Source organism: Psychrobacillus sp. FSL H8-0487 (genome assembly GCF_038008385.1).
GTDB lineage: Bacteria > Bacillota > Bacilli > Bacillales_A > Planococcaceae > Psychrobacillus > Psychrobacillus psychrotolerans.
In genome coordinates this window covers 1709630-1735926 of the sequence record NZ_JBBOZA010000001.1, presented here as the reverse complement: position 1 = coordinate 1735926, position 26297 = coordinate 1709630, and the positions used below count along the sequence as shown (strand labels likewise).

Annotated in this window: 32 protein-coding genes; 11 read left to right on the top strand and 21 right to left on the bottom strand. The window is 34.9% G+C overall.

Annotated features, from left to right (window positions below; translation table 11 throughout):
• The first annotated feature begins 1 nt into the window (after window position 1).
• Entirely contained in the window at window positions 2-184 is a 183-nt protein-coding gene (locus MHI47_RS08595) for a tyrosine-type recombinase/integrase (protein WP_175496157.1), read from the top strand.
• Window positions 185-911: 727 nt separating this feature from the next.
• Here the strand turns inward: MHI47_RS08595 and MHI47_RS08590 are convergent.
• Entirely contained in the window at window positions 912-1307 is a 396-nt protein-coding gene (locus MHI47_RS08590) for an MFS transporter permease (protein ID WP_245762613.1), read from the bottom strand.
• Window positions 1308-1807: 500 nt separating this feature from the next.
• On the opposite strand from MHI47_RS08590, the gene MHI47_RS08585 reads away from it, so the two are divergent.
• Entirely contained in the window at window positions 1808-1981 is a 174-nt protein-coding gene (locus tag MHI47_RS08585) for a hypothetical protein (RefSeq protein ID WP_175496158.1), read from the top strand.
• A gap of 240 nt (window positions 1982-2221) precedes the next feature.
• Here the strand turns inward: MHI47_RS08585 and MHI47_RS08580 are convergent, their stop codons facing one another.
• The 3 genes from MHI47_RS08580 to MHI47_RS08570 all read right to left on the bottom strand — a co-directional run bounded on the left by MHI47_RS08580 (window position 2222) and on the right by MHI47_RS08570 (window position 4030).
• The gene (locus MHI47_RS08580) at window positions 2222-2713 is read right to left on the bottom strand and encodes a GNAT family N-acetyltransferase (RefSeq protein ID WP_093534430.1); all 492 of its coding nucleotides are present in this window, start codon (window positions 2711-2713) and stop codon (window positions 2222-2224) included.
• A 21-nt stretch (window positions 2714-2734) separates the two neighbouring features.
• Complete coding sequence (locus tag MHI47_RS08575; RefSeq protein WP_093534432.1) at window positions 2735-3160, bottom strand: hypothetical protein; 426 nt, start codon at window positions 3158-3160, stop codon at window positions 2735-2737.
• A gap of 120 nt (window positions 3161-3280) precedes the next feature.
• Window positions 3281-4030 carry an alpha/beta hydrolase gene (locus tag MHI47_RS08570; protein ID WP_340830449.1) on the bottom strand — a complete coding sequence of 250 codons (750 nt, stop codon included), beginning with the start codon at window positions 4028-4030 and terminating at the stop codon, window positions 3281-3283.
• 137 nt (window positions 4031-4167) lie between these two features.
• Between MHI47_RS08570 and MHI47_RS08565 the strand changes: the two genes are divergently transcribed.
• Window positions 4168-5040 carry a LysR family transcriptional regulator gene (locus MHI47_RS08565; RefSeq protein WP_340769080.1) on the top strand — a complete coding sequence of 291 codons (873 nt, stop codon included), beginning with the start codon at window positions 4168-4170 and terminating at the stop codon, window positions 5038-5040.
• 220 nt (window positions 5041-5260) lie between these two features.
• On the opposite strand, the gene MHI47_RS08560 is transcribed toward MHI47_RS08565, so the two are convergent.
• Genes MHI47_RS08560 through MHI47_RS08550 form a run of 3 tightly spaced genes read right to left on the bottom strand, consistent with a single transcriptional unit; the run spans window position 5261 to window position 8911 of the window.
• Window positions 5261-6376: a conserved virulence factor C family protein gene (locus MHI47_RS08560; protein ID WP_340830447.1), complete on the bottom strand. Its 1116-nt coding sequence runs from the start codon at window positions 6374-6376 to the stop codon at window positions 5261-5263.
• A 25-nt stretch (window positions 6377-6401) separates the two neighbouring features.
• The gene (locus MHI47_RS08555) at window positions 6402-8282 is read right to left on the bottom strand and encodes an ABC-F family ATP-binding cassette domain-containing protein (protein ID WP_340769079.1); all 1881 of its coding nucleotides are present in this window, start codon (window positions 8280-8282) and stop codon (window positions 6402-6404) included.
• Window positions 8279-8911, bottom strand: a complete 633-nt coding sequence (locus MHI47_RS08550; protein ID WP_340830445.1) for an HD domain-containing protein — start codon at window positions 8909-8911, stop codon at window positions 8279-8281. Before MHI47_RS08550 ends, MHI47_RS08555 begins: the two co-directional genes overlap by 4 nt.
• Before the next feature lie 215 nt (window positions 8912-9126).
• Here MHI47_RS08550 and MHI47_RS08545 point away from each other — a divergent pair, with 215 nt between their 5' ends.
• From MHI47_RS08545 to MHI47_RS08530, 4 genes are all read left to right on the top strand, one after another.
• Window positions 9127-9633: a spore coat protein gene (locus tag MHI47_RS08545; RefSeq protein ID WP_340830443.1), complete on the top strand. Its 507-nt coding sequence runs from the start codon at window positions 9127-9129 to the stop codon at window positions 9631-9633.
• Between the two features lie 37 nt (window positions 9634-9670).
• Window positions 9671-10099, top strand: coding sequence for a spore coat protein (locus MHI47_RS08540; RefSeq protein ID WP_093534446.1), 429 nt, complete (start codon window positions 9671-9673; stop codon window positions 10097-10099).
• Window positions 10099-10407 carry a hypothetical protein gene (locus MHI47_RS08535; protein ID WP_340830442.1) on the top strand — a complete coding sequence of 103 codons (309 nt, stop codon included), beginning with the start codon at window positions 10099-10101 and terminating at the stop codon, window positions 10405-10407. Before MHI47_RS08540 ends, MHI47_RS08535 begins: the two co-directional genes overlap by 1 nt.
• 202 nt (window positions 10408-10609) lie before the next feature.
• Window positions 10610-10813: a cold-shock protein gene (locus MHI47_RS08530; RefSeq protein ID WP_093534448.1), complete on the top strand. Its 204-nt coding sequence runs from the start codon at window positions 10610-10612 to the stop codon at window positions 10811-10813.
• A 40-nt stretch (window positions 10814-10853) separates the two neighbouring features.
• Here the strand turns inward: MHI47_RS08530 and MHI47_RS08525 are convergent, their stop codons facing one another.
• Window positions 10854-11039: a zinc-finger domain-containing protein gene (locus MHI47_RS08525; RefSeq protein ID WP_093534450.1), complete on the bottom strand. Its 186-nt coding sequence runs from the start codon at window positions 11037-11039 to the stop codon at window positions 10854-10856.
• A 116-nt stretch (window positions 11040-11155) separates the two neighbouring features.
• On the opposite strand from MHI47_RS08525, the gene MHI47_RS08520 reads away from it, so the two are divergent.
• Complete coding sequence (locus MHI47_RS08520; RefSeq protein ID WP_340830440.1) at window positions 11156-11554, top strand: reverse transcriptase-like protein; 399 nt, start codon at window positions 11156-11158, stop codon at window positions 11552-11554.
• A gap of 42 nt (window positions 11555-11596) precedes the next feature.
• On the opposite strand, the gene MHI47_RS08515 is transcribed toward MHI47_RS08520, so the two are convergent.
• The 6 genes from MHI47_RS08515 to MHI47_RS08490 form a co-directional block, all read right to left on the bottom strand.
• Complete coding sequence (locus tag MHI47_RS08515) at window positions 11597-12070, bottom strand: hypothetical protein (protein WP_093534454.1); 474 nt, start codon at window positions 12068-12070, stop codon at window positions 11597-11599.
• Window positions 12071-12242: 172 nt separating this feature from the next.
• Window positions 12243-12443, bottom strand: a complete 201-nt coding sequence (locus MHI47_RS08510) for a cold-shock protein (RefSeq protein WP_093534456.1) — start codon at window positions 12441-12443, stop codon at window positions 12243-12245.
• A 160-nt stretch (window positions 12444-12603) separates the two neighbouring features.
• Entirely contained in the window at window positions 12604-13428 is an 825-nt protein-coding gene (gene coaW, locus MHI47_RS08505) for a type II pantothenate kinase (protein ID WP_340769076.1), read from the bottom strand.
• A gap of 26 nt (window positions 13429-13454) precedes the next feature.
• Complete coding sequence (locus tag MHI47_RS08500) at window positions 13455-13763, bottom strand: DUF4870 domain-containing protein (RefSeq protein WP_340830438.1); 309 nt, start codon at window positions 13761-13763, stop codon at window positions 13455-13457.
• 51 nt (window positions 13764-13814) lie between these two features.
• Window positions 13815-15332, bottom strand: a complete 1518-nt coding sequence (locus MHI47_RS08495; RefSeq protein ID WP_340830436.1) for an amidohydrolase — start codon at window positions 15330-15332, stop codon at window positions 13815-13817.
• Between the two features lie 2 nt (window positions 15333-15334).
• A complete protein-coding gene (locus MHI47_RS08490; RefSeq protein WP_093534464.1) occupies window positions 15335-15898 on the bottom strand; it encodes a DUF1836 domain-containing protein in 564 nt (187 codons plus the stop codon).
• Between the two features lie 135 nt (window positions 15899-16033).
• Here MHI47_RS08490 and trhA point away from each other — a divergent pair, with 135 nt between their 5' ends.
• Window positions 16034-16681, top strand: coding sequence for a PAQR family membrane homeostasis protein TrhA (gene trhA, locus MHI47_RS08485; protein WP_340830434.1), 648 nt, complete (start codon window positions 16034-16036; stop codon window positions 16679-16681).
• A 137-nt stretch (window positions 16682-16818) separates the two neighbouring features.
• On the opposite strand, the gene MHI47_RS08480 is transcribed toward trhA, so the two are convergent.
• Window positions 16819-17265 (bottom strand): OsmC family protein, encoded by a 447-nt coding sequence (locus MHI47_RS08480; RefSeq protein ID WP_340830432.1) that lies wholly within the window; start codon window positions 17263-17265, stop codon window positions 16819-16821.
• Between the two features lie 87 nt (window positions 17266-17352).
• Between MHI47_RS08480 and MHI47_RS08475 the strand changes: the two genes are divergently transcribed.
• Window positions 17353-17730, top strand: a complete 378-nt coding sequence (locus MHI47_RS08475; protein ID WP_340762195.1) for a hypothetical protein — start codon at window positions 17353-17355, stop codon at window positions 17728-17730.
• A gap of 26 nt (window positions 17731-17756) precedes the next feature.
• On the opposite strand, the gene MHI47_RS08470 is transcribed toward MHI47_RS08475, so the two are convergent.
• From MHI47_RS08470 to MHI47_RS08445, 6 genes are all read right to left on the bottom strand, one after another.
• Entirely contained in the window at window positions 17757-19244 is a 1488-nt protein-coding gene (locus MHI47_RS08470) for a sensor domain-containing diguanylate cyclase (protein WP_340832018.1), read from the bottom strand.
• Between the two features lie 145 nt (window positions 19245-19389).
• The gene (locus MHI47_RS08465) at window positions 19390-20097 is read right to left on the bottom strand and encodes an ABC transporter ATP-binding protein (protein ID WP_340764441.1); all 708 of its coding nucleotides are present in this window, start codon (window positions 20095-20097) and stop codon (window positions 19390-19392) included.
• Entirely contained in the window at window positions 20090-20878 is a 789-nt protein-coding gene (locus MHI47_RS08460; protein ID WP_340762194.1) for an ABC transporter ATP-binding protein, read from the bottom strand. The genes MHI47_RS08465 and MHI47_RS08460 overlap by 8 nt, the downstream gene beginning before the upstream one ends.
• Window positions 20868-21818 carry a branched-chain amino acid ABC transporter permease gene (locus MHI47_RS08455; RefSeq protein WP_093534476.1) on the bottom strand — a complete coding sequence of 317 codons (951 nt, stop codon included), beginning with the start codon at window positions 21816-21818 and terminating at the stop codon, window positions 20868-20870. Before MHI47_RS08455 ends, MHI47_RS08460 begins: the two co-directional genes overlap by 11 nt.
• A 13-nt stretch (window positions 21819-21831) precedes the next feature.
• Complete coding sequence (locus MHI47_RS08450; RefSeq protein WP_093534478.1) at window positions 21832-22707, bottom strand: branched-chain amino acid ABC transporter permease; 876 nt, start codon at window positions 22705-22707, stop codon at window positions 21832-21834.
• Window positions 22708-22794: 87 nt separating this feature from the next.
• Complete coding sequence (locus MHI47_RS08445; protein ID WP_340830431.1) at window positions 22795-23970, bottom strand: ABC transporter substrate-binding protein; 1176 nt, start codon at window positions 23968-23970, stop codon at window positions 22795-22797.
• 434 nt (window positions 23971-24404) lie between these two features.
• On the opposite strand from MHI47_RS08445, the gene pepF reads away from it, so the two are divergent.
• Window positions 24405-26219, top strand: coding sequence for an oligoendopeptidase F (gene pepF / locus MHI47_RS08440; RefSeq protein ID WP_340830430.1), 1815 nt, complete (start codon window positions 24405-24407; stop codon window positions 26217-26219).
• Window positions 26220-26297 lie beyond the last annotated feature (78 nt).

Sequence of the window (26297 nt, the reverse complement as noted above, 5' to 3'; positions counted from 1 at the left end):
CTTGAGGCACACACATATAAGTTTGTTAGCAGAAGCTGAAGTGGATTTAAATTTCATTATGAATCGTGTTGGACATAAAAATTCAAAAACAACGACTGCAATTTATTTACATGTAACTGGTGGAATGAGAGATAATGCTTCACAAAAAATGCATGCTAAATTTACTGATTTACTAAAGGATTAAATCTAAAAAAACTAAGTTTGGGAGAAAACCAGGATAAATGTTATCTTTTTGTAACTTTTTCTTTAAAAAGATAATATTTACCCTTCATAAACGTCGTTGATACACCAAGGTTCACGAAAGATGTGAATGCTTATACTCATCGTATGCATTCATGGTTTCGCCCTCTTTCTTTTAGTTTCACATATCCTATTATAACAACAATTTTACAGCATAAGCTAATAACCTGTTTTCGTAGTTTTGCTTACTCTTTTGTGATTTTTGTGACTTTCTTGTTCAACCGAAAATATTTTTGTGCAACATGTTAAACAAACTCCAAATCTTCAAGTTACCCATTCTTTTATATAACTCAAATAGAAAATCACCTTTCATATGATATTTGAATAAAAGATTTAGCGAAAAAGTAATTCTCTTTCCTTACCCATCCATATTTAATCGACTCCATATGCTATTTGCTCTTGTTATCAAAGAATAATACACCAATTATAGTTTAATAGAAATTGGTGTTTCAAAAGAAGATAGAGATTATTTTGTAAGATTTTTACCTCATGAAAACTAAAAGATTTACTCAAAGTATTACGATAACGCCAATATCTCTTTTGATAATTCCTTTTATGAAGGTAGGTAATTTTTGAGTCTTTCTCTGAAGTATATTCATTCACCACTACAAATTAGCTTTATGTTACGCAATGTAAAATAAGTGATCAAAATGTAGTGGTGGGAGAGACTTTTACTGTTCTAATTTTTTGGTATGATTTTTGTGATCTTTTGGAAAAAGTAAGCCAAAGATTATAGTAAAGAAAAAAACACTTGCGGCAGTTGTAATAATACAAGGCAAAATATAATCTGAATCCATCGCAAATATTACACTTTTTCGAAACCAGTTTTGAAAGGGTAAACCTAGACCTAGAAGCACCGCAAAAAACAGGATTTTAATACTGATATGCTTGCCTTTTATTTTTTTAATGGCAGTGTTTACACCAATACGTAATAGCGCAAGTCCTAAGCCTACGAACATAAAAATAACTAAATAATATTTGACACTTTCATTTAATATAAAACTTTTACCAATCATTATAAGAAGTGTTGCTAAAGCAATATATAAAATAATCATTTTTTTCTTCAAAATAGATCACGTTCCTCTCTAGTATGGTGTGTAATTTCTATTAAAAGCTTACATCTACGGCTATTCTTAAGCAATAAACAATATTGAACACATTGTTGTGTGGTTTGAAAGAAAAAAAGAATGTCTGCATACAACGAGAGCAACAAAAAACTAAATAATTTTATTGACTTACTGATGGAAGGAAAAAGATTTTTTCTAAAATTACCATTCGTCAGATTGGATATTATGCTCATTTTCATTATGAAGGTAAACTTGACTTATTAAACAAAATTAAAAATAAAGTAATTATGTATAGCAGAGGCAATCTAAAATTTAAATCCTCGAATATTATTTCTCCAAAAAGCGCGTAATGGTGTAGTAACCATTTTTTTCAAAATGGTGGAAGCTGATCTGATTAATCGTCTCCTTTAAATTAGGCTTGATTCGGCTCATCGAATAGCCAATCACCTGTATATATTTGATTTGATAGGTACATACTTCCTAAAAAGAAGTAGGTGAATATGTTGATAAAATATGAACTAACTTTAAATAATTTTTATGTTCAAACTCTCAATGAAATTGTAAAACAATACAATGAACTAGTTCCTGAGCACGCTTCTTATTCTTATTCCGCGCAAGATGTAATCGAGCTACTTCTCGTTCGAGAGCATGTGAACAATGAATTTAGAAAATAGATCTGATCAGGTCTATTTTACTGAGATTCATTAAAATTCCTTGCTGAAATACAAAAAGCCCCACCGCTTCAACAGTGGGGCTCAACTATTGTTTGAGAATACGAAGGGAGATCTTCAGCATCTCCTTGTTATATTACCCGACACACTTAGATAGTAACCTGGTAATTATAGCTAAATATGTTTATCCTCTCATTGCATGTCAAGTTTCTCCTGAAATGAACTTATTTCGGCTCATTCCTGCTACTTAATAGTAAATGTCTGAATTAGGCACTGTTCATCATCCACTACATCTTGTTTTTCTGTATACTGAATATTTAAGTCGCTATAAACGTTTTTCCAAAACGAAACTGCGGGACTATTTTCTATTAATTCAATGACAAAGTACTTCCCTTTCTTAACTTTGAATAGTTCCTGTATTGCTTTTCTGCCTAAACCTTGGCCTTTGTATTTATTTAATATAAATAGATCATTTATGCCGAAGTCATAATCTTTTTTCAGGAATGGTCTTTCCAGTAGTAGCATAAATCCAATAATGTCTTTATCTAAAAGGATGAAATATGGGGTAAGTCCATCTAATTCCCAAAAATCATCAATTTCCTCATACTCAAAGTTCCCTTGTTCTCCAATATCTAAGAGTGTAGTAAATTTTGAAAGGTCATGAAGATATAATGAGTAAAGATTTTGCAAAATAGTCTTCTCTGTTTCTAATACTTCCTTCAGTTTAAGATTCATATTATGTTACCCCCCATATAATCATTTGAACAGTTCCTTATAGGCCAATACTTTTAAGGCAAGCATTTCCTCCTCCGTCAGATTACTTTCTAACTTATTAAATATTTCCTGTTTTTCTTCTACTGTCATCCCATTTTGAGCTTTTAATTGGATTTCTTGAATTTCACTTATACCAAACTTTGTTACCAAAGCTCTCGTAGCCTCTTCTTTCGTTTGAAATGGTAGTTTGCTACTATCTACATCCTTACCTTCTGCTATAAATTCTTGAAGTTCTGGATCATTTTCAATTTCATTTTTTATCATTTCTAATTCTCCACTACCCTGTAACTCTAGCGATATCTTCTCCATGACTTGATCGGCAACTAGCTTTGGTCCAAAGTAATATGCGCCTACTACAATAATGCCCAAAAAAATTATAATACCAAAAAGTACTTTAATAATTCTCAACGTTATTCCTCCTGAATCATGATTACTACATATCATACTACAATCACAACAAGAAAAAACCTTTTACATAGTAAGCACAAAATTGCATGCACTAAAGTAAAAGGTTTCATCATGAACTTATTAAGAAGCAATCCAATCGATATGATTGAGAAACTCGTAAACATCCTCGCAAACTTTTTCTTTCTCTTTTCCAAGAGTAATAATATGACCAGATTCTTTATACCAAATAATTTCTTTATCATCTGTTTCAACTGTTTCATGAATATAAGAAGCACTTTTTTGGTATATCTCATCATCTAATGATCCTTGCATTACTAAAATAGGAGAATTTATACGTTGTAAGCCATCACAGGTCGTTTCAGTTATTTCATGAACTCCATGAAGCGATTCGGTGTTGGTGTTTTTTAATGTCTCTAATTCGTCTATTATTACTTCTGTTGGTTTGCCTTCAAATGATTTATAAATTTTGGCATAGTTATATAACCGATCAAACAATCCGTCTGTATTGTTTCTTTTTATAGGAGCACACATAGATACTACCGCTTTTACGGGGAACTCTTCAGCCACTTTCAATGAAAAAACTCCTCCAAGGGAGATCCCTGCTACTGCAATTTCCTCATAGCCTAAGTTTTTTAAATGATTATAGCCATCTACTACATCCTGCCACCACTCGGATGGACTAGTTAATAATAATTCTTCTGGGGTTAGTCCATGTCCTCTGTACATAGGCGCATGACAAGTATAGCCTCTTTTTTGTAAATATTGCCCTAATCTTTTTACATCCTTCGTACTCCCTGTAAATCCATGAAGCAATAATACTGCTCTTTTACCGCCTTCTAATGTAAAGGCCTTAGGTGCTAAAACTTTCATCTTAAATATCCCCTTTATTTCATTAAACTATTAGTCCGTTAAACTAATAGTAGCATTGACTATTTATAATGTATAATTTATTATTCTTATCAGTACGATACCTTTTGTGCATGAATGAAAGAAAAGGAATGATATAAATGGAATGGCAGCGATTGGAATATTTTCAGACACTTGCTAGGATTCAACATATGACGAAAGCAGCAGAAATCCTGTCTATTTCTCAACCCGCATTAAGCAGATCTATTGCAAGCTTAGAGAAAGAGATTGGTGTCCCTTTATTTGACAGACAAGGTCGCTCTATTATATTAAACAAATACGGTCAGCTGTTTTTAATGACGGTCAATAATATTATGAAAGAAATGGAGCAAGGTTTAGAGGAAATACAACATATTATTAATCCTGAACACGGAGAAGTTTCACTAGGATTTTTACATACTTTAGGAACAAGTACAGTTCCCAATATTATCCGGGCATTTCATAAGGAGTATCCACATATCACGTTTAAGTTTCATCAGAATCATACACATACACAGTTGAAAGAACTAAAACATGGCAGTTTGGATTTATGTTTGCTAGCTTCCATGGAACACGAAAATCCGATTGAATGGACAGAACTTTGGCGGGATGAATTATTTGTTATAGTGCAAACAAATCATCCCCTCGCAGCACGAAAGAGTATCCGGTTAGAAGAAATAGCAAATGAATCCTTTATAGCACTAAAAAAAGGCTATGCACTGCGCAAAACAACAGACGAAATTTTCGAGAATGAAGGGTTAAAACCTATTATTTCCTTTGAAGGTGATGAAGTTGCTACTGTAGCAGGATTTATAGCTGCTGGACTGGGATACTCCATTTTACCTTACGGAGAAGAAATGGATAAAATGACTAAATTGAAAATTGAAGACGCTTCCTACGAACGAGTAATAGGTATGGCCGTAGTGAAAGATCGCTATCTTTCACCCGCAGCTAAATTATTTCACCAATTTGTTCTGGATTACTTTCTGGTATAAGAATAGCAGCTTTACTTGTGTCTAGCCCTGGCATTTACTTTCGCTCACTATCAAGATCTCACGTTTTATTCCAGTTACTGACCTCATTTTTTAAATACTCGCTTAGCTAATGAATGATTTACTAGCGGAACATTATATTTCTCCATTATTTTTATCCAATAGAAAAACGCAAGAGAGCAGTTCATCTTAGTGAACAGCTTTCTTGCGTTTAAAATACATACTATTTTCTTGCTTCACTCATTTGTTTCCAAACAGAACCTTTTGCTTCTTCTCCACCCTCAATACGTGCAATAGCCATGAGAACTTGGAGTTTAACCTCATATTCTTTGTCGTCTATTGCTTCCTTAAGAGCTGGAAGTGAATCTGTGTCGCCGACTTCATAGAAATACATCGCTGCTCTCCAGCGAACTAGTTTGTTTTTATCAAAGAGAGCAATCTTCATGGCATCAGCAAATTGTTCGAACCCTAAGTCACTCATCGCATCTCCAGCTGTTCGTCTAACTGCTGAACTCTTATCTTTTAGCGCCATTTCTAAATAGGGAACAACGGCTTCATCTTCTATCAACCCTAGGTAAACAGTAGCTAAACGTCGAATAGAGACTTGCTCATCCTGCACTGCTCGCTCTAGTATAGGTAAGTCCTCAATTTCTGGATTGATCAAGTTATTTAGTAATTGGAAACGTTGCTCCCATTCACTAACCTCGAATTGTGCTAATGTAAATGGTACTCTAATTGGATTTTTATCTTCTTCGTTAAGATCTTTATCTGCTATAAGCTGTCCTAGCTTGCTCTGCGGGAAACTAGCTTCCAGTTCTTTTACTAACTGTTCGCCTATTTCCTTTTGATCGCCATAACGAACGCCATAATCTACCCATTTACGAAGCAAAATATAGTTTTCTTTATCGCCTTCCATCGCTTCGTCTAATGCCTTGATAAAGCGTTCGGATAGTCCATATCTCGATTCAGATTCACTATCGAATACCTTTACCTGAAGAGGGATTCCTTTATACTGCTGCACATGAACGTATACTTCCCCGTAATGTTCTAAAGGTGTAACTGTCTCGTTGACTTCATCATTAGCAGCACCGAAAACATTTTCCACGCTTGCTAAGATTGTTTCCCATGCAAACTTTGCAATCCGTTCGATAGCAAGGAAATCCGCCACATGGTAAACACCTTTAACACCGTCGATCGTAAATAGAGCTTGAATTTCCTTAGGTGCATCCGCTATATTGTCTTTTTTATAATTATGACTTTTACCAAAAGGAAGTTCTTGATCGATTACTACTTTCATCGTATTTGGACTTGGTGTTGGTTCAATTGTGACTATTTTCATGCTTACATACCTCCATTAAGTAAAGTTAAGAAGATGCTATTTCTTCCAAATAGGACCATCTTTCAATAAGTTTCTCATATTTGGCGTTAGCATCAGCTAATTGGTTTGTTATATCTTGCAGTAAAGTAAAATCAGCGCCGGCAGCTTGCATTTTGCCTTCTAATTGCTCGATTAACTGTTCTGTTTTCTCAATATCTTGACTAATAGTTTCCCATTCTCTTTGTTCTTTGTAGGAAAATTTTCTCTTTTCCTTCGGGATTTCCACTTTAATCTCTTCTACTATTTGTTTCGAAGATTCCTTTGGAGTTGTTTTCGGAGCATCAAGCATATCAGAATATACCCCTAACCACTCAGTTACAGTTCCATCCCCATTTAATAGCCATAGTTTTTTAGCAATACGGTCTAGGAAGAAACGATCATGGGAAATCGTAATAATAACTCCTGGAAAAGATTCCATAAAGTCTTCTAATACAGACAATGTTTGGATATCTAAGTCATTAGTTGGCTCATCCAAGAATAGAACATTCGGTTGCTCCATTAACATTTTTAAAAGTACTAATCGTTTCTTTTCTCCACCTGAAAGTTTCCCTATCTGTGTACCATGTGTGTTTAATGGGAACAAGAAGCGTTCCAACATTTGCGCTGCAGAGAATTTTTCCCCAGAACCAGTTTCTATTAAATCAGATGATTCCCGAACATATTCGATCATTCTTGTTTGCGGATTCAGTTCGGGTAACTGCTGCGTGAAATGCATCAACTTAACTGTTGAACCTTTTATAATTTCGCCAGAATCCATAGGGATATCACCGGCAAGCATTTTAAGAAGTGTACTTTTCCCTACACCATTTGGACCTACTATACCAATACGATCGCCCGCTTGTAACAAGAACGAGAAATCCTCTACAATATTTTTAGTGTCGAATCTTTTAGATATATCTTTACCTTCTAACACTTGTTTTCCAAGTCGAGTTGTAACCATTTCCAATTCTAAATTGAGTGATGAATTGTCACGGTCTAAACTTGCATCTATCTCTTCAAAGCGATCTTTTCTTGCCTTTTGCTTAGTAGATCTAGCTTTTGCACCTCTACGAATCCACTTTAATTCATTACGATATAAATTTTGAAGTTTCTGCTGAGAGGATGCGTTCATTTCTTCTCGTAATGCTTTTGACTCTAAATAATCTGCATAATTTCCTGTATGGGTATATAAAGTCTTGTCTGCAAGCTCGTAAATATGAGTTGCCACTGTATCTAAAAAGTATCGATCATGCGTTACAAATATGATTGAGCCTTCTACTCTTTGTAACATATCCTGTAACCAATCCGTTGACTCTTTGTCTAAATGGTTTGTAGGTTCGTCCAATAGTAAAAGGTCCGCTGGTTCGATTAACACTTTTGCTAGTGCTACTCTTTTTTGTTGACCTCCAGATAAATGCAGGATAGATTCTTCAAACTGCGTTATACCTAACTTTGTTAGAGCAGTTTTAGCCAATGAATTGACATCCCACGCTTGATAATCATCCATTTTTTGTTGTAAGTCCATCAACGTATTTTGAAGTTCCGTCGAATCGGAGTTCTCCATTAATGCCAACAAAGCTTCCTCGTATTCACGGTTAATCTTTAATATAGGAGAATCTCCACCAAATACAGTTTGAATCACTGTTTCATCTTTTTCAAATGTTGGCTGTTGTTCTAAGTATGCCACACGATATTTGTTCGGATGATCTCGTTCAATAGAATCCGCTTCTAATTCGCCAGCAATTATAGAAAGAAAAGTAGATTTACCTGTACCGTTTATACCTATTAAGCCCGCTCTATTTTGGTTGTTAATAGTAAAGGCAATATTTTCGAATAGAGTTTTTTCCCCAACTGTTTTTGTTAAATTAGATATGATTAAATGACTCATAGTTGTTCACCTGTTTCTTTACGTAAGTTTTGTAGAAATAGTTCCATGAAGGCATGACGCTCGACTGCAAGCTCTTTTCCTTTTTTTGTTTGCATTCCTTCAGATAGCTTTAATAGTTTTTCATAAAAATGTGTTACCGAGGCTGTTTCCTTCGTGCGATATTCCTCTACGGACATATTATCTCGTGGTGTTTCAGATGCATCATATAGTAGTCTACCTTTTGCACCGCCAAAAGCAAATGTGCGGGCGATACCTACTGCTCCTATAGCATCCAGTCTATCCGCATCACGTACGATTTTCGATTCTATCGTCTTCGCTTCTACTTCATGACCTCCACTAAAGGAGACTGCTTTGATCACTTCTTTTACATGAGCTACTTTTTCATCTGATAAGTTCAGCTGTTTTATAATTCTTTCTTCTTCAAGCTTTTCTTCTGTTGAATATTTTGGATCACTCACGTCATGGAGTAATACAGCTAACTCAATTATCTCTCTATTTGCAGATGGTTCACTATCTGCAATATCAAAAGCATTTTTACGTACTCTTTCTATATGTTGAAAGTCGTGACTTGCATCAAAGTGCATGTACACTTCTTTAACTAAATTCTCACATTGCTCAATAGAATTCATCTTTGTATCTCCTCAGGTCTGATTCGCCTTCTCTATTATATACAATAAAGCTGCTCTACTGTACTATTTGCATTTATTTTACTAACACCTAGCTAAAATAGTTTTAATAATCTAGTCAAATAGACTATGTCTCTTTTTAAAAAGCTCATATGTTATAGAAAGCCGGTTGTAATTAATATTGCAATCTGGCTAACAAAGAGAAAGGAGATTATAAAATGAGTCATTGGAAATGCACACATTGTAAGTATGAATGTGAAGAGCCACCAAAAAACTGTAAACGATGCAATAATCATCGTTGGGAGCAAGGGGAAGAAGAAAACAGCTGGGATTCCACTGAAAATAGCGAGGATACAACCGTTTTCCAAGGCGGCGGTCAGTTTTCGTCTGTTGAACAAGAGTCTGACGAATTAATATGGATAAAAGATTCTTGTAACGTAACCGTTCAAACCACAGATACACAAGCAGCAGTTTCACTGCAAGTTGGATTACAGCTTGCTATAGCACTAGTTATTAGTATAGCAATTGGCGATTCTATTCAAGGTCAAACTGTTTCACAAGAATTATTCCAACAGTTTAACGATGAGCAAACGAACAAACAAAAAATTTATGTAGACAATTCAAAAGACGTCAATATTGTCACTACTGATACGGACCTGTCAGTTAATATCGAAGCTATGTTACAAGTTTTATTGGCATTAGTTGCAAGATTGGATATTCTTTAATCAAAAAAATTATAAACAAAAGAGGTGAATAAACACAATGGAGAAAAAAAAATGGAGAGCTTTAGATCATTGCGATGATCCGAGTAATAATGGCAGTGATGTAGAACAGGACGGTAAACAAGTAGTATCTACGAAACAACAATCCTTCGAACGAATTATCGTAAAGGATTCGGAAGGTGTAGAAATACGTACGACAGATACACAAGTAGCCATCTCTCTTCAACTTGGAATACAAGCAGCTATTGCAGCTGTAATCAGTGTTACTATCGGTGATTCTGACCAAGGAAGAGCAGTAACCCAAGAACTAAATCAATTTATTAAAACAAAACAAAGAAATGTCCAAACTACGATAGTTGAAGGCTCTAGAAATATATCTGTAACAACTACCGATACCGATTTGGCAGTAAATATCCAGGCAATGCTTCAAATTCTAGTAGCAATCGTAGCAAAACTAGATATTCTTTAATGTCAATTGGTTATAACCAATCATTTAAACTATTCAATTCCCCTAAAGCTGCATATGCTAATATGCAGCTAATTTTAAATGAAGGAGTGAACAACTTGAGTAATTTACCTGAAAAACCAATAAATATTTCAAACAAGGTGATTGACCTTCTAGTAGATGATACCCTTAGAAGAAATGGTATTGATCCCGAAAACATCAAAAAAAAATTAACAGATCATCAAAAACGGCAGCTAAAAGATTTAGTAGAAGATTTAACAAAGCAAGTAAATAGTTTTACTGAACAGCCTACGGAAAAAAAGAACTTATAATAAATATCTGCAATATTTCCGTGACCTTATAATTCCAGTTAAATTATCTTCTCCCATAAGTATTTCTATTATTTATAAGACAATTTGAGTCAAATTCATAAATTATGTGAAAATTCGACATATTATTGACGAAGACTGACAATTCAAGTATAGTTTATGTATCCATTTATAGAATTCTTAGTGGATTAAGGGAGGAACGTTTATGCAACAGGGGAAAGTAAAATGGTTTAATAATGAAAAAGGGTATGGTTTCATCGAATATAACGATGGAGAAGATGTATTTGTCCATTTTACAGGAATTCAAGGTGATGGATTTCGAGCATTAGATGAAGGACAACAAGTAACGTTCGAAATAATTGAAGGAAACCGTGGACCTCAAGCTGCAAACGTGATAAAAAACGAATAGAAACGCTTCTTCCCGCGGCAAAATAGTCGTGGGGCTTTTTTTATTTTGAACCTTTTAGTTTACTTCCGATTTGTTTAATACTTTCACCAACCGTACATTGTTCTATACAAAATCTATAAGCAATTGTTTTACCGCTTTCTTTTCGTAATTGCGTTCGGATAAAGCAACCATTACAATAAGTATCGGATAAATTATCAATTTCATTTATTAGTTCTGTATTTTTCATAAATCACTACTCCTCACTATTTCACAATTGTACTATTATGTTTCTTTTATGTGTAACTATTCCCGCATTCCATCAAACTAGATATATCCATGACTTTATTAAAAAAGGTGATCATCATGTTAGAAGTATATATTGACGGTTCGACCACTGGCAATCCAGGACCAAGTGGTATAGGTGTGTTCATTAAAGGCGAAGGACATCACCTGAGATTCAGTGAATTCATTGGAGAGTATTCCAATCATACTACTGAATTTATAGCGCTACAAAGAGGGTTAGAAGAAGCCAAAAAACTTTCCCCCTCTATTGTCTCTGCAAGGTCAGATTCGCAAATCGTTTGCGCTGCAGTTGAAAAAAGATACGCAAAGAATCCAGAATTTGCAGCGATTTTAGAGAAAATTTTAGCCATAATCGATACATTTGACCTTTTCTTTATAAAATGGATTCCAGACGACCAAAACAAAGCAGCCCATGCACTTGCGAGAGATGCTGTATTAAAACAACTGCCTAAAAAGTAAGAGGCAGTTGTTTTTAACTATATTCGATTCATACTCACCTTATTATACTTCCTCTTGTTGTGTTTGCTCAAAATCTGATTCGATTGCCGCCTTAGTTTTATTCATAAAATTGACAATTACCTCATCACTACCAAATAATTGAAAAACAGAAAGCAGTGGGTTTTTCGGTTTATTTATAGAAGTATAAATGAATTTCGTCACTTTGTCACTTTGGCTTTCTAATTCATATTCCGTTGTAATTTTGAAGCGATTATTAAGTACAAAGCTTTCTTGAAATGCTTTATAGTTGGATTCATTTGTATATTTTTTAATCGTCACTTCGTATTCTTCCGTTAAAGAACCATTTTGATAGCTTTGTTTTATCATCGTACCCACGATAGATTCTGTTTGCTGAACTATTGCCTCATCAATTACTTTTGGAAATATTTTTTTCTTCTTGGCTATATTCCCGTAAAAGTAAGGCCAAGCGAATTCGATTGGTACATTTAAGAGAATCTCTTTTTTCCATTTTTTCATATGATTATCATCCTATTCTATTTTCGATAACATTTTTAGTCCTATTCAAAATATTACTATAATCATAGCATATGAACCAAAATAATAGCTTACTGTTCCCTAGATGAAATTAGACAAACACAAAAAAACAGACTCTCTAATGAGAGCCTGTAAAGTTAAGTTTTAGGTTTAATTAAGCTTTAACTACGTTAGTAGCTTGAAGGCCACGTTGACCTTGCTCGATTTCAAAAGTAACTTCTTGACCTTCATCAAGAGATTTGAAACCTTCGCTTTGAATAGCTGAGAAATGTACGAATACGTCGTCTCCGCCATCGCGTTCGATAAATCCGAATCCTTTTTCTGAGTTAAACCATTTTACTTTACCTTGTTCCATGTGTATATCCTCCTCGTATGCAAAATCTGCACACATTGTGTTACTATCCTTGCTCAACACTGTTAAGTAAAAGTGTTGCCACTTACTTACTAACCGAACAAAAATAATCCTCTTTAAATATACCATGCATTATCAAATAATGCAACAATTAGACATGAAATTATTTAGTGTATTCTAACAATGCCCCAATCGCCCCACTATAGCCATGGTGGTCTAAAAAGATCGGTTTTTTCAGCTTTAAAACCGTATAGGATTCAATGATTTGCTGGAGTAATTCATTGTCCTCGAGTGTAGTCCCTATGTATATAATATCCTCCACGTGATGGGCATCTGCGACTTGGATACAAAGAGATGCAACGACTTCTCCAATAATTCCTTGAACACCCGCTAGCAAATCGGAAGGGCTCGTATTATTACTGTTATTAAGGGAAATACCACCAAAATTACTTGCCGTTAAAGTGCCTTTTATCGGTAGCTTATTATCTTTGTAAATATCGCTTACTAATACATCTATGGCAGTCCTCTTACCATCCCGTGATTGGTTGATAATTTCATCAAAATCAGATATACCGGTCAAAGCCATACCCAAACCTAGAAGAGTCCCCCCACCAATGCCTGTACCACCCAATCTTTTATGGGAGCTTTCTTGCATAATATGTATAGATGTACCTGTTCCAATATTTGCTATAATTGCAGCCTTTGGTTGGTTAGATCCGCGCTGCATTTGATACATTACACCATTCATTGTCGCATCAAATTCGACGATATACGGTATTTCCTTGTTAGTATTTAAATATTGTTTTAATTGCTCCGCCCGACCACCAGTGACGCAGATAGAAGCATTCGGATGATTTGAGTCAATCCAGTCCTTCACTTTATGGAAATCAGATGAACGAAACCGTTTGAAGTCCATCTCATTAAATTCATCCCAATAAGCAATTTTTGTTAATGTTCCACCTGCATCAATACCGATTCTAGTAGTCATTCTAATTCCCCTTTATGTTAAGACACTTACTTTATCCATGATCCTACAATAGGATAATTGAAGTTATCTCCTGTAATCGCTTTAACAATTCCAATGATCGGAACTACAAATGCCATTATACCAAAAATGATTAGCATCGGAATACCAATTAAGATAAAAACTAAAAAGAAAGAAACTGTCAGTAATGCAGCCATAACTAGTTGAAACAGAACCGCTTGTATGGAAAGCTTTTTAATTTCTTCATCATTTACTACTAAAAATAATATAAATGGAACTAGAAAAGGGGCAAACCATGTACTTGCATGTAGCAAGATTTTCAAACCTGTGTTTTCCATTTTCACTCACTCCTTTCTTCATAATTATACGACTATACTAGCTAAATAGTTTCATTTTTGAATTTTATAAACACTTTCACCTGCAATAACTGTTTGCACTATTTTAGTAGATAGAATATTTTCCTTTTCAAGGACATTATCTAAAATAGTAAAATCCGCATCATACCCTGGCAATATGAATCCTCGGCTATTTTCTCTTCCAATTGCTTTTGCACTACCTGATGTATATAAGGATACTGCTTCGTATACCGTTATAGCCTGTTGGGGTAAGTGAAGATTATTAACTGCTGCTTCAATTCCGAGCAAAGGGTCAGCTAGTTCTATAGGTGAATCAGATCCTCCTGAACAATCTAATCCTTCATCGAGTAATGATTTCCAAGCATATGCCCAGGGTAAGCGAGTAGCTCCAAGTCGTTCTGTTGCCCAAGGAAAATCCGAAGCTACAAATATTGGTTGTAAATCCAATACAACGGAAAGCTTTTTCATACGTTCAATTAGATCCACACGTAAAACATTAACATGTATTAACCGATCCTTTTTCCCAACTGTCACAGGATACTTTTCGATTAAGTCTAATACTTTTTCAACAGCTTCATCTCCTATAACATGAACTGCTATATTCTCCTTATACCTACGAGCTAGCTTCACTAAGTCTTCTAGCTTTTCTGGGCTATGAACCTCTATTCCTCTTTCTCCCGGTTTATCTGCATAATCCTCAGACAATAATGCTGTTCTACCACCTAGCGAACCATCTACAAATATTTTCATCGCTCCGAATTCAATAAAAGCCGATTCCTCTTCATCCTGCATCTGTTCAAAAACATCATGATGACGTAATAAATGAACTCTAAATCCACTTTTTACAACTTCACGGTATGCTTGTAAAGGGATATTATAGTGCCCGTAATAAGCCATATCCTCCGAATGGACACCGGTTAACCCCTTGGATTGCAAATCCTCTATACTAGAAGTAATAATTTTCTTTAAATAATCAGTAGTGGGTGATGGTATATAATCTGTTATTAATCGCTGTGCCTCATCATAAAACAGTCCATTAAGTTCCCCCTTCTCATCTTTACCGATTATTCCACCAGTAGGGTTTGGAGTGTCTTTCGAAATACCTGCTAATCTCATAGCTTTTGAATTCGCTACTAGAACATGTCGACATACTCGTTTAAGCACTACAGCCGTTTCATCAATGAAGTCGATATCCATACAAGTTAATGAGCGCCCTTCTTCCAATTTATTGTCGTCCCAGCCCTCCGTCACATACCATTCTTTGTTCTGGATATGACCAACTATCGCTTCTTTTATTTGACTAATCGAGGTAAAACTAGATAAGTCTAAATAAGATAATTTCTCACCATGACCGATTAAGTGAATATGGCTATCTACAAACCCAGGATACATGACACTTCCATCTAAGGATTCCATTTGATCTGCTAATGGGAGGAGATCTTTTTTGAAACCTGTACTAATAATGGTCCCATCCTCCACTAATACCGCTTCGACGAAATCCCCTTCAGATTTCATCGTGAAAATCTTCCCATTTGTCCATAATGTCTTCACTGTTATGTCCCCTTTCTACGTTCGTTCAATTCATCAACTAATAGTTCTGCTGCTTTTCGATAAGCATTACTCATATTGGAAAGTGAAGCAATTAGTAATATAAGTTGATCGTTTTCATCTGCCTCCTGATTTTCTACTACAATTTCATGGGTTTTCATCTCTTCTAGGAAGTTTTGGGCATTGTTTTGTTGAATGATAATCCATGACCTGTAAAATTTCTCTAAAAGAAAATCCTCTGATTCCATTTTATCATTTAGTGGCTCTAACACTGATTTAATATCTTTAATAGAAAGAGCACCTTTCATCTGATAGATCAAATTGATCAACATTATATGCTTCTTAGAATATCTTTTATTTTTTATAGGGATAAATAACTTTCCCTTTGCGTAATTATTGATCATTGTTTTAGTTAATACTTTTTCCTCTTCATTGCGCAAAGTGTCATTATACTTTGCATCAAATAACTGAATCACTTGGTCCATATACAAGTCAATAATGGGAATATCATCTTCATGAATGGTGGACTCTAAATCTAACTTTTGAGCAATGTCTTCAGATTTACTCATTACCGTACCTCCTGTCAATACATTATGTTTATCATAACTTATTAAATATCCAACGTAAACCTTGACTAAGTGGTGTAATAGCAATATATTTATATGTAGTTATTAAAACTATATATAGAGATAGGAGTAATTTAAATGAATGCATATATAAGAGAGCCTTTTAATAGTCTTTCACACTTGTTTGGAGCACTATTTGGGCTAGTGGGATTACTACTATTGTTAGTAAAAGGAATAGAAATTAATAGTTCCCCCTTAACTTTAACAGCACTTATTGTTTTTGGAGTTAGCATGATTTTGCTATATACAGCTTCCGCTACATATCACTGGTGGATAGGAGATGCCCGCAATATAAAGTTTTTAAGACGCTTAGACCATTCCATGATATATATTTTAATCGCAGGTACATACGCTCCACTTTGTCTGATTACATTAAATAACACTGCTGGCTATGTTCTATTTATTATAATTGGATTATTAGCAGTAAGTGGTATTTGTTTTAAAATGATCTGGTTTGACTGTCCGAGATGGGTCTCTACTGCGATTTATATTGGCATGGGGTGGATGATTATCTTCTTAACGCCTACTTTAGCGGAATCACTAGGGTCAACAGGTTTACTTTATCTGATTTTGGGAGGGATCTCTTATACTATTGGAGGAATTATTTACGGGGTAAAACCAAACATTCCATTTATAAAGAAATTAGGATTTCATGAAATATTTCATATTTTTATATTGTTAGGGACATTGTGCCACTTCATTTGTGTTTATGCTTATGTATTGTAATGAAATTTTACTATTAGTTTAGCTTCAGAAATTCATAATTTTATATTTTCAAAAATTGATTTTTGTGAAGCCTATCACTTGGTGAAAGTGATAAGCTTTACGAAAAATAAGTATTCCCTTGGTTTAGGTTTCTTTACCTATTTCACTTTCTCTACAAGCAAAGTTGGTTCAAGCTCTATTTCCACGTTCCCTCTAAGAGCTCTACTAATCATGCAAGTATCCTCTGCTTTCGATAGTAAACGTGTGGCCATTTTGGAATCTTTTTCATTTACTATCACTAAAGTTGGTCGATGAATTATTTTTTTGTATGTGAAAATGCCATTTGTTACATCTACTACAGCAGATGATTCTACAACAAGAGATGTCTTTTCTATACGACTTCTCTCGAGCATGGCAGCAAGTGTGATAATATAACACGTCGTTGCCGCTCCTAGCAACATTTCATCTGGATTGGTACCTTCCCCAGGGCCATCCATTTCTAATGGAATCGAAATTTTTGTTTGGAGATTTTGCGCTTGAATCGTTCCTATATCATTACGATTACCTGGCCAATCCGCTTTTAAATGAAAATAATGTTCTACCATATTTATCAATCCTCTCGTTTTTTGCATATTCTATTGGAAATATCATCATGTTCCAGTATGATTAGTTAGGGAAAGAAGGCGAATTTATTGTTAAAGAATTATGGCAAAATTGCAATCTCCATTATTTTTATTTCCATGTTTTTACTCATTTTAGGAGTTAGATATGTACTTGGTCAAGACTTAGTTATTATGAATGTGCTTGCGTTCGCTGCATTTTCAGTAGTAATAGGCGTTTTAGCAGGTTCTTTGCTATTGTATAAATTGCACAAAACATTTTATATTTTCGCTATTGGATTATTCATCGGTTTTTTTGAAATGTATCGCTCTTTTATTACTGGTCCCGAGGAATTTGGTGACTTAGCAGGAATTCTCTCCTTGTTCATCTTCACTGCTTTTGGATTTGTAATCGGGCTAATTGTGGAAGCTATCTATTATTTACTAAGAAAGAACGAGCAAAAGGATTAAATACAACATCCTTTTTGCTCGTTTTTTTATTTTGCCATTATGGTAATATTACGCCCATTGGATTTTGCTTCATAAAGAGCTAAGTCAACCCTATGCATGATTTCGTTTATATTCTCACCAGGTTTATACTCACCAACTCCTAGAGAAATAGTAATTTTTTTATGAATAGGTGGGAGCGAATCTTCAACCGTTTTTCTTAAACGTTCTCCCAAAATATATGCTTCCTGAATAACCTTTTTCGGAAGAATAATGATAAACTCTTCTCCTCCAAGTCGAATACACTCTTCTTGATCACTACATATGTTCTTCAAACTTTTGGAAACAAAATGGAGAACTTGATCCCCAGCAAGATGCCCAAATTCATCATTAACTTTTTTAAAATGATCTATATCTATCATGATTAATGAAAAAGCGATATTATTATTCACTAATTCATCGAGCAAATAATCAGCATATCTTCTATTTTTCAACCCAGTCAATGAGTCCGTAACAGATAAAGCCTTCATAATATCAACCGTTTCTTCTTGTTTTTTTCTATAATTATCTATTGTTTCTGTCAGTTGTTTAGCCTCAAAATACCATGTAGGAATGTCAAAGGATAATTCGTGATCATCTTTTCCACGCATAGTATAAATGGCTAATTTCCGTAATGGGGAAGCTAACTTCGTTGAGACATAAAATGCAATAACAATAATTATAAGAATTAACGGCAATGAAATGGTAAATATCGTAAACATAATTCCAGTTAAAGGTTTAACGGCACTACTGAATGGGGTCTGAGAGACGACTCCCCAGTCACTTTTCTCTATATATGTATAACCAGCAAGAAAGTTCTGTCCTTGTGTATTATCTAACTGCAGCGCGCCACTTTTCTCTTGCATTAACTTTTGAACAACTAGGTTAGTTTCTACGGATTGTCCAATTCTAGCTTTGTCTGGGTGATAGATTAAAGTTCCATCTGTGTCAACTACAAATACATAAGATCCATCCTCCGAGTAATGTTCAGCAAGAATATTGTGGAGAAAATTTCCTTCTTCCAAATATACCGTCCCATTTAACATACCTAAATATTCTCCACTGTCTCCAAACAATGGAGTAGTTATTAGTATTAATAATCTACCCGTTTGAGCATAATACGGTTTAGAGATAAAAGCCTCCTTCCTCGCTCTAGCTTCGTTTACACCTGACGAGGTAATTTTATTTCCTACTATTCCGAGATTTGGTGTAGTTGCAATAACGATTCCTTGGTTATTGATAACAGATAAAGAGTTGAAATTCTTACCACTTATATTTAATTGCTCTAATATGCTAGTGATTATTATAGGGTTGTCCATATCCTTAACAACATCTGACTTCCGAGCTTCCAGATTGTTTTGCATATAAGAAAAAGCTTCATCTGACATTTGTGCCAATTTCATAGAATACACCCTATTTTGCTCTAAAGAGTTTTCTATTAAGCTTTCTTTCGTCACAAAATAACTGGAAATTAGAGTGCTAAATATTATCCCAAACATAGTAAAACATATAAGTGATATAATCCAAAATCTTAAAGTTTTCAATAAAACCCTCCTATTAAAAAACGATCCAATTTATAATTATTTACTATCATATAACATTAACACACAAAAAACTACGACTATATCTAGTCGTAGTTTACTATTAATGCCCACCCAGATAGGCAAGTTTAACTTCTGCGCTGTTTTGTAATTCCTGCGCTGACCCTGAAAGTACTACTCTTCCGGTTTCAATAACATAACCACGGTTTGCAATTGATAAAGCCATATTAGCATTTTGCTCGACTAACAAAACGGTGGTACCTTCATTATTAATATCTTTAATCACTTGAAATATTGTTTTTACCATTAAAGGAGCAAGCCCCATAGAAGGCTCATCTAATAGTACTAGTTTAGGCTTTGCCATAATCGCTCTTCCCATCGCTAACATCTGTTGTTCTCCCCCTGAAAGAGTTCCAGAATGTTGTTTCTTACGCTCTAATAACCTCGGGAAGATTTCATACACTTTTTGCATATCTTGATGAATACCTTGTTTATCTTTTCGAAGAAATGCGCCTAATTCTAAGTTTTCTTCAACAGTTAGATTCGCAAAAACACGTCTTCCTTCTGGAACATGGGAAATTCCAGCCTTCACAATCGATTGTGCTTGTTTGCCTGAAATCGATTTATCCAGAAATTCTATTTTGCCTTTTTTAGGTTTCAGCAAACCAGAAAGAGTTTTTAGCAGCGTGCTTTTCCCTGCCCCATTAGCGCCAATCAATGAAACAATTTCTCCTTGGTTAACAGTAATGGAAACATCACGGAGTGCTTGAATATTTCCGTAAAACACATCTATATTTTCTACTTTAAGCATTGTCATCGTGAACTTCCTCCCCTAAATAAGCCTCTATAACCTTAGGATGGTTACGGATCTCTTCTGGTGATCCTTCCGCAAGAAGTTGACCATGATCGAGTACATATATTCTTTCACAAACGCCCATTACTAAATTCATATCATGCTCGATTAACAAAATAGTTAAATCGAATTTTTCACGAACAAATCCAATTAGATTCATTAAGTCATGTGTTTCCTGTGGATTCATACCTGCTGCAGGTTCATCTAATAATAGTAACTGAGGTCCTGCTGCTAATGCCCGAGCAATTTCCAATCTTCTTTGTTGACCATACGGAAGATTTTTGGCTAGTTCATCTTTATATTTCTCCAATTTAAAAATTCTTAGGAATTCTAATGCTTTTTCTTCCATCTCTCTCTCCCCTTTGAAATGAGAAGGCAGTCGAAGAATAGAGCTTAACATCGAATGGGTAGCAAGAGAGTGATAAGCAACTTTTACATTATCTAATACAGTTAACTCGTTAAAGAGACGAATATTTTGAAATGTTCTACTTATCCCTTTTCTCGTAACTTTAAAAGGCTGTAGTCCATTTATTCTTTCCCCATTAAATAATATATCCCCTTCAGTAGGTACGTAGACACCAGTCAATAAGTTAAAGCTTGTAGTTTTTCCAGCTCCATTAGGGCCGATTAATCCGACAAGTTCTCCTTGGTTCAACTTTAGGTTTAAGTTTTGTACTGCCTTTAAACCACCAAACTGAATGCCAGCATTTTTCACTTCCAGTAAAGGTTTATTTTCCATGCTGATCGCCTCCTTTTGGTGTTCTCCAAAGCTTGAAATAATCCGTAATTTCCATCGTACCCATCAAGCCTTTCGGACGATAAAGCATAACAAGAATTAATACAAGACTATAAATAATCATTCGTGTTTCAGGATATCCTTGAAGATACGTGGAAACAACCGTCAATAAAATTGCGGAAAGTACGGCACCGGAAAGACTTCCTAACCCACCAAGAACAACAAATATTAAAATATCAAAAGATTTTAAGAATCCAAATTGACTTGGTTGAATGATATAAAAGTTATGAGAATACAAAGCACCTGCAACTCCAGCAAAAAAGGAGCCAATCGCAAAAGCAGCTACCTTATAATAAGTAGTATTGATCCCCATCGCATCAGAAGCAATTTCATTTTCTCTAACAGAAATTGCAGCTATCCCATGCCTTGAATTAGTAAAGTTGACGATTACTATAATGGTGATGACTAGGCAAACAAACGCATATGTCCAAGTCGTCAAATGTGAAACCTGCATTCCTGCAGCCCCACCAACATAGTCAATATTTAAAAATACAATGCGAATAATTTCTGCAAAACCAAGTGTTGCAATTGCCAAGTAATCCCCTTTTAATCTCAAACTCGGAATACCGACAATTAGTCCCGCTAAAGCAGCAACCATTCCTCCGACAATAATAGCAACTATAAAAGGCAAATCCAATTTCATCGTTACAATTGCTGAGATATATGCTCCTACCGCTAAGAAACCAGCATGACCTATAGAAAATTGTCCCGTAATTCCAATTACTAGATGTAGGCTGACCGCTAAAATTATGTTGATAGCTATAAATATAAATGTATTAGAATAAAATTGATTCATCGTTCCATTTGCAATAAAAAATTGAACCACTGCATAAACCAATACTGCAGCTATAATAAATAGCCAAAACTGTTTTGACTTTTTCATAATTATGTATCACCTACACTTTCTCTCGTGTATTTTTTCCAAAGATGCCAGATGGTCTAAAGATTAGAATTAATATTAAAATGACGAATGCGGCAGCATCTCTCCATAAAGAGAACCCTAAAGCACTAACAACCGTTTCCACCACTCCAAGTACTAATCCACCTACCATTGCTCCAGGGATTATGCCAATTCCACCAAGAACGGCTGCAACAAATGCCTTCACCCCTGGTATTACCCCCATTAACGGATCGATCTTTGTATAATACACACCGAATATAACACCAGCTGCTCCTGCTAAAGCTGAGCCAATTGCGAAAGTTGCAGATATTGTATTGTCAACATTTATTCCCATCAGTTTAGCTGCTTCCGTATCATGAGAAACGGCCCTCATCGCTTTTCCAGTTTTTGTTTTATGCACAATAAACTGTAACAGAATCATTAATACAACAGATACCGATAAAATAAGAATAGACTGAATGCTAATTTGTGCACCTAAAAATGCAAACGAACGATTGGAAAACACATCTGGATACGCTTCTGGTTGAGCTCCTCTAATATAAATGACGCCATATTCTATTAATAGCGATACACCGATTGCAGTAATAAGCGCTGCTATTCTTGTAGCATTTCGCAAGCGTTTGTAAGCAATTCGTTCAATAATAACTCCGAATAACGCACAAGCTGCCATCGAAATAATAAGCGCTGGAAAGAAGCCTAAATTAAACACTGTAATAGAATAGAATCCAATAAACGAACCGACCATGAACACATCCCCATGTGCAAAGTTGATCAGTTTAATAATTCCATAAACCATCGTGTAACCGAGGGCGATTAAAGCGTATATACTCCCGAGTGAAATACCGTTTATCAATTGTTGAACCCATTCCATAATTTTTCACTCCTATAACTTAAGATTTCAATAATTTTAGAAATAGAAAAGGAGGGATATCAATCCCCCCTATTAATCATAAGAATCTTAAGGATTAACTTTCGTTTTAAATACTTGCGCTCCATCTACGAATTCAATAATCGTAGCCGATTTAATCGGATGGTGATTTTCATCAACAGAGTATAATCCTGTTACAAGTTCCAATTGATCTGTAGATTCAATTGCTTCTTTAATTTTTGTTCCATCTGTTGAACCAGCACGCTCAATTGCATCTTTTAATAGATAAACTGTATCATACCCAAGTGCATTGAATGAGTTAGGATCTTTACCATATTTTTCTTTAAATTTGTCAGAGAACTCTTTCGCTTTTCCATCTGGATCTTCAGATGAATAAGCAGTAATAATGTATGAATTATTTAAAGCATCCGCGCCAGCTAAGTCAACAAGTGTTGGAGAATCCCAACCATCTGCTCCCATTAACGGAACTGTGATTCCTAATTCACGTGCTTGCTTAACAATTAAACCAACTTCTTCATAATATCCAGGAATAAATACAAATTCAGGATTAGAAGATTTAATACGAGTTAAATTTGAACGGAAATCAGTATCTTTCGCCACATATGATTCTTCTGCAACAATTTTTCCTCCAGCTGCTTCAAAATCTTTAATGAATGCTGCTGCAAGACCTTTTGCATAATCACTTGCGTTGTCTGCATACACTGCTGCTGTTTTAACTTTTAACTCATTAGCAGCGAAGTTTGCAGCTACCGTTCCTTGGAAAGGATCGATAAACGCTGTACGGAATGTGAATGGATTTACCTTTCCATCATCTCCTACTGTTACTGTAGTACTTGTTCCTGAAGGAGAAATCATTGGTGTTTTTGTGTCTGTTGCTATTTGAACTTGAGCAACGGAGTTACCACTAGTTGCAGCTCCAATAATAGCTGTTACTTTGTCTTGACTTGTTAATTTGATGGCTGCGTTTGTTGCTTCAGCTGCATCTGATTTATTGTCTACTTTAATAAGTTCGATTTGTTTCCCATCTATACCCCCAGCAGCATTGATCTCTTCAACAGCCAAATCGATAGCATCTGCTTCGGATGTTCCATAAGAGGCCACAGCTCCAGAAAGCTCAAGATTTGCACCTATTTTAATAGTGTCCCCACCCTCTGAACTATTTCCTTCTTCTGCTCCGCACCCAGCTAAAATTCCGATCAATAAAGTAGATGAAAGGAAAAGTGATGCAAATTTCGATTTCTTCATATAACTACCCCCATTTTGTTTGATAATTCTGAATTTATAAGTCATACTACTCGCTCTCTCTTTTTAGCAAGCATAAACTCAAACATTATCATTTTGTAAGAACAACCCTATTGTAAAACAAACTTTAAATTCAGTCTATACTAATTTTTCTTCATTTTTAGAAAATTAACAATATTAGATTAGTATAATTATTTTAAGCAGTCGTTAAGTCCTTATAAAATAACGTTTTATAGGTCAATTTCCTTGTTCTATAATTCTAATATTTTCCTTAAAAATATTTTTTCAAGGATAGATTAAGCGATATATTTTATTATTTATACTAATATTACATACATTTTATGGTATAAATTGAATAAAATATATGTTTTTACTTTTCAATTAATTATATATATACTATTAATAGTTCGAAATCCGTAATAATGAGGAGAGATAAAATGGTAAACCATATGCCTAAGCGAGACGAAGTAAAGACAGAAGAAACTTGGAATTTAAATGATTTATTTCAGACCGAAAATGACTTTTCAGAAGCATTAAAAGAGATAGAACAAGGTGCATTGGAGTTCAATAATCGTTATCACGGGAACATCCAAAATGCTACAGATGTTGTGAATGCACTTATTGAATATACGAAACTATATGAGAAAATAGTACCTGCGGGAGCATTTGCTAGTCTTTCGTTAAGTACAGATCAAACAAATACCGACGCACAAATGAGAGCAAGTAAATTCGGTTCACTTTCCGCAAAGGTAAGCAGTCAATTATCTTTCTTAAATAGTGAACTAGTAGAACTACCGGAAGCAATCATTAAAGAAGCTATATCAAAATCTCCAGCTCACCAAATTTATTTAGATAAGTTACTAGCAAAGAAAAAATATCAACTTCATCCTGAGGTTGAAAAAACACTTGCTGCTTTCTCCGCTTCATTTGGAGCACCTTATAAGTTATACGATACTACTAAAATGCTTGATATTGCGTTTGATAATTTTGAGGTGAATGGTCAAGAGTATCCCCTTAGCTATGTGTCATTTGAGAATGACTGGGAAGGAGAAGCTGACACAGAAAAAAGACGAGCGGCATTCGAATCTTTTTCTAAAAAATTAAAAGAATACCAACATACGACCGCTAAAACGTATGATATGCACTTGCAAATGGAGAAAACAACATCAGATCTACGAGGCTATGATTCTGTTTATGATTACTTGTTATTTAACCAGGATGTTGACCGCTCTTTATATAATAGACAAATTGATTTAATCACGAAGGAACTCGCACCTCATATGAGAAAATATGCGAAATTGCTTCAAAAAGAACATGGACTAGAAAAAATGACGTTTGCGGATTTAAAAATATCTCTTGATCCCACATATGAGCCCAAAATATCCGTTGAGGAATCCAAAAACTATATTGATGATGCACTATCTGTTATGGGGGAAGAATATATTGAAATGGTCAATCGTGCATACGTAGAACGTTGGATAGATTTCCCTCAAAATGCTGGGAAATCAACTGGTGCATTTTGCTCTAGCCCCTACGGCAGTCATCCATATATTCTAATTTCATGGTCTAGTCGGATGAATGAAGTATTTGTTCTAGCGCATGAATTAGGTCATGCTGGGCATTTCTATTATGCAAACAAAGAGCAGAATATCTTTAACGCTCGCCCATCACTATATTTCATTGAAGCTCCTTCCACGATGAATGAAATGCTTGTGGCCAACCATTTACTAAAAAATTCGGATGACCCTAAATTTAAACGTTGGGTAATTTCTTCTATAGTAGCTCGTACGTACTATCATAATTTTGTAACTCATTTATTGGAGGCTGCATATCAACGTAAAGTGTATGACCGAATCGATCAAGGTTTAAATGTAAATGCACAAATTCTTAATGATTATAAACGTAGCGTTTTAGAAGAATTCTGGGGTGATGCAGTAGAAATTACAGAAGGGGCTGAGCTTACGTGGATGCGCCAACCTCATTACTATATGGGATTGTATCCGTACACATATAGCGCTGGGTTAACTATCTCCACTCAAGTATCCAAACGAATATTAGAAGAAGGACAAACTGCTGTAGACGAATGGACAGAAGTATTGAAGGCTGGAGGCACTAAATCACCTGTAGAGCTAGCGCAAATGGCGGGTGTGGATATTACGACGGATAAGCCGTTAAAAGATACGATCGCTTATATAGGTTCCTTGATTGACGAATTGGAATTATTAACAGAGGAAATTAATCAAAACAACTAAAATATTACTTGATTTGTAAAAAAGAGCTTGTGCTATACAAGCTCTTTTTTCTGTTTTATTCCTAGTACGTTATAGATG

What these genes read in the sequence shown, in the direction of transcription:
- MHI47_RS08585 (WP_175496158.1), top strand. Translation starts at nt 1,808, where the DNA reads ATGTTGATAAAATATGAACTAACTTTAAATAATTTTTATGTTCAAACT.
- MHI47_RS08580 (WP_093534430.1), bottom strand. Translation starts at nt 2,713, where the DNA reads ATGAATCTTAAACTGAAGGAAGTATTAGAAACAGAGAAGACTATTTTG.
- MHI47_RS08570 (WP_340830449.1), bottom strand. Translation starts at nt 4,030, where the DNA reads ATGAAAGTTTTAGCACCTAAGGCCTTTACATTAGAAGGCGGTAAAAGA.
- MHI47_RS08565 (WP_340769080.1), top strand. Translation starts at nt 4,168, where the DNA reads ATGGAATGGCAGCGATTGGAATATTTTCAGACACTTGCTAGGATTCAA.
- MHI47_RS08560 (WP_340830447.1), bottom strand. Translation starts at nt 6,376, where the DNA reads ATGAAAATAGTCACAATTGAACCAACACCAAGTCCAAATACGATGAAA.
- MHI47_RS08555 (WP_340769079.1), bottom strand. Translation starts at nt 8,282, where the DNA reads ATGAGTCATTTAATCATATCTAATTTAACAAAAACAGTTGGGGAAAAA.
- MHI47_RS08550 (WP_340830445.1), bottom strand. Translation starts at nt 8,911, where the DNA reads ATGAATTCTATTGAGCAATGTGAGAATTTAGTTAAAGAAGTGTACATG.
- MHI47_RS08545 (WP_340830443.1), top strand. Translation starts at nt 9,127, where the DNA reads ATGAGTCATTGGAAATGCACACATTGTAAGTATGAATGTGAAGAGCCA.
- MHI47_RS08540 (WP_093534446.1), top strand. Translation starts at nt 9,671, where the DNA reads ATGGAGAAAAAAAAATGGAGAGCTTTAGATCATTGCGATGATCCGAGT.
- MHI47_RS08535 (WP_340830442.1), top strand. Translation starts at nt 10,099, where the DNA reads ATGTCAATTGGTTATAACCAATCATTTAAACTATTCAATTCCCCTAAA.
- MHI47_RS08530 (WP_093534448.1), top strand. Translation starts at nt 10,610, where the DNA reads ATGCAACAGGGGAAAGTAAAATGGTTTAATAATGAAAAAGGGTATGGT.
- MHI47_RS08525 (WP_093534450.1), bottom strand. Translation starts at nt 11,039, where the DNA reads ATGAAAAATACAGAACTAATAAATGAAATTGATAATTTATCCGATACT.
- MHI47_RS08520 (WP_340830440.1), top strand. Translation starts at nt 11,156, where the DNA reads ATGTTAGAAGTATATATTGACGGTTCGACCACTGGCAATCCAGGACCA.
- MHI47_RS08515 (WP_093534454.1), bottom strand. Translation starts at nt 12,070, where the DNA reads ATGAAAAAATGGAAAAAAGAGATTCTCTTAAATGTACCAATCGAATTC.
- MHI47_RS08510 (WP_093534456.1), bottom strand. Translation starts at nt 12,443, where the DNA reads ATGGAACAAGGTAAAGTAAAATGGTTTAACTCAGAAAAAGGATTCGGA.
- coaW (WP_340769076.1), bottom strand. Translation starts at nt 13,428, where the DNA reads ATGACTACTAGAATCGGTATTGATGCAGGTGGAACATTAACAAAAATT.
- MHI47_RS08500 (WP_340830438.1), bottom strand. Translation starts at nt 13,763, where the DNA reads ATGGAAAACACAGGTTTGAAAATCTTGCTACATGCAAGTACATGGTTT.
- MHI47_RS08490 (WP_093534464.1), bottom strand. Translation starts at nt 15,898, where the DNA reads ATGAGTAAATCTGAAGACATTGCTCAAAAGTTAGATTTAGAGTCCACC.
- trhA (WP_340830434.1), top strand. Translation starts at nt 16,034, where the DNA reads ATGAATGCATATATAAGAGAGCCTTTTAATAGTCTTTCACACTTGTTT.
- MHI47_RS08480 (WP_340830432.1), bottom strand. Translation starts at nt 17,265, where the DNA reads ATGGTAGAACATTATTTTCATTTAAAAGCGGATTGGCCAGGTAATCGT.
- MHI47_RS08470 (WP_340832018.1), bottom strand. Translation starts at nt 19,244, where the DNA reads ATGTTTGGGATAATATTTAGCACTCTAATTTCCAGTTATTTTGTGACG.
- MHI47_RS08465 (WP_340764441.1), bottom strand. Translation starts at nt 20,097, where the DNA reads ATGCTTAAAGTAGAAAATATAGATGTGTTTTACGGAAATATTCAAGCA.
- MHI47_RS08460 (WP_340762194.1), bottom strand. Translation starts at nt 20,878, where the DNA reads ATGGAAAATAAACCTTTACTGGAAGTGAAAAATGCTGGCATTCAGTTT.
- MHI47_RS08455 (WP_093534476.1), bottom strand. Translation starts at nt 21,818, where the DNA reads ATGAAAAAGTCAAAACAGTTTTGGCTATTTATTATAGCTGCAGTATTG.
- MHI47_RS08450 (WP_093534478.1), bottom strand. Translation starts at nt 22,707, where the DNA reads ATGGAATGGGTTCAACAATTGATAAACGGTATTTCACTCGGGAGTATA.
- MHI47_RS08445 (WP_340830431.1), bottom strand. Translation starts at nt 23,970, where the DNA reads ATGAAGAAATCGAAATTTGCATCACTTTTCCTTTCATCTACTTTATTG.
- pepF (WP_340830430.1), top strand. Translation starts at nt 24,405, where the DNA reads ATGGTAAACCATATGCCTAAGCGAGACGAAGTAAAGACAGAAGAAACT.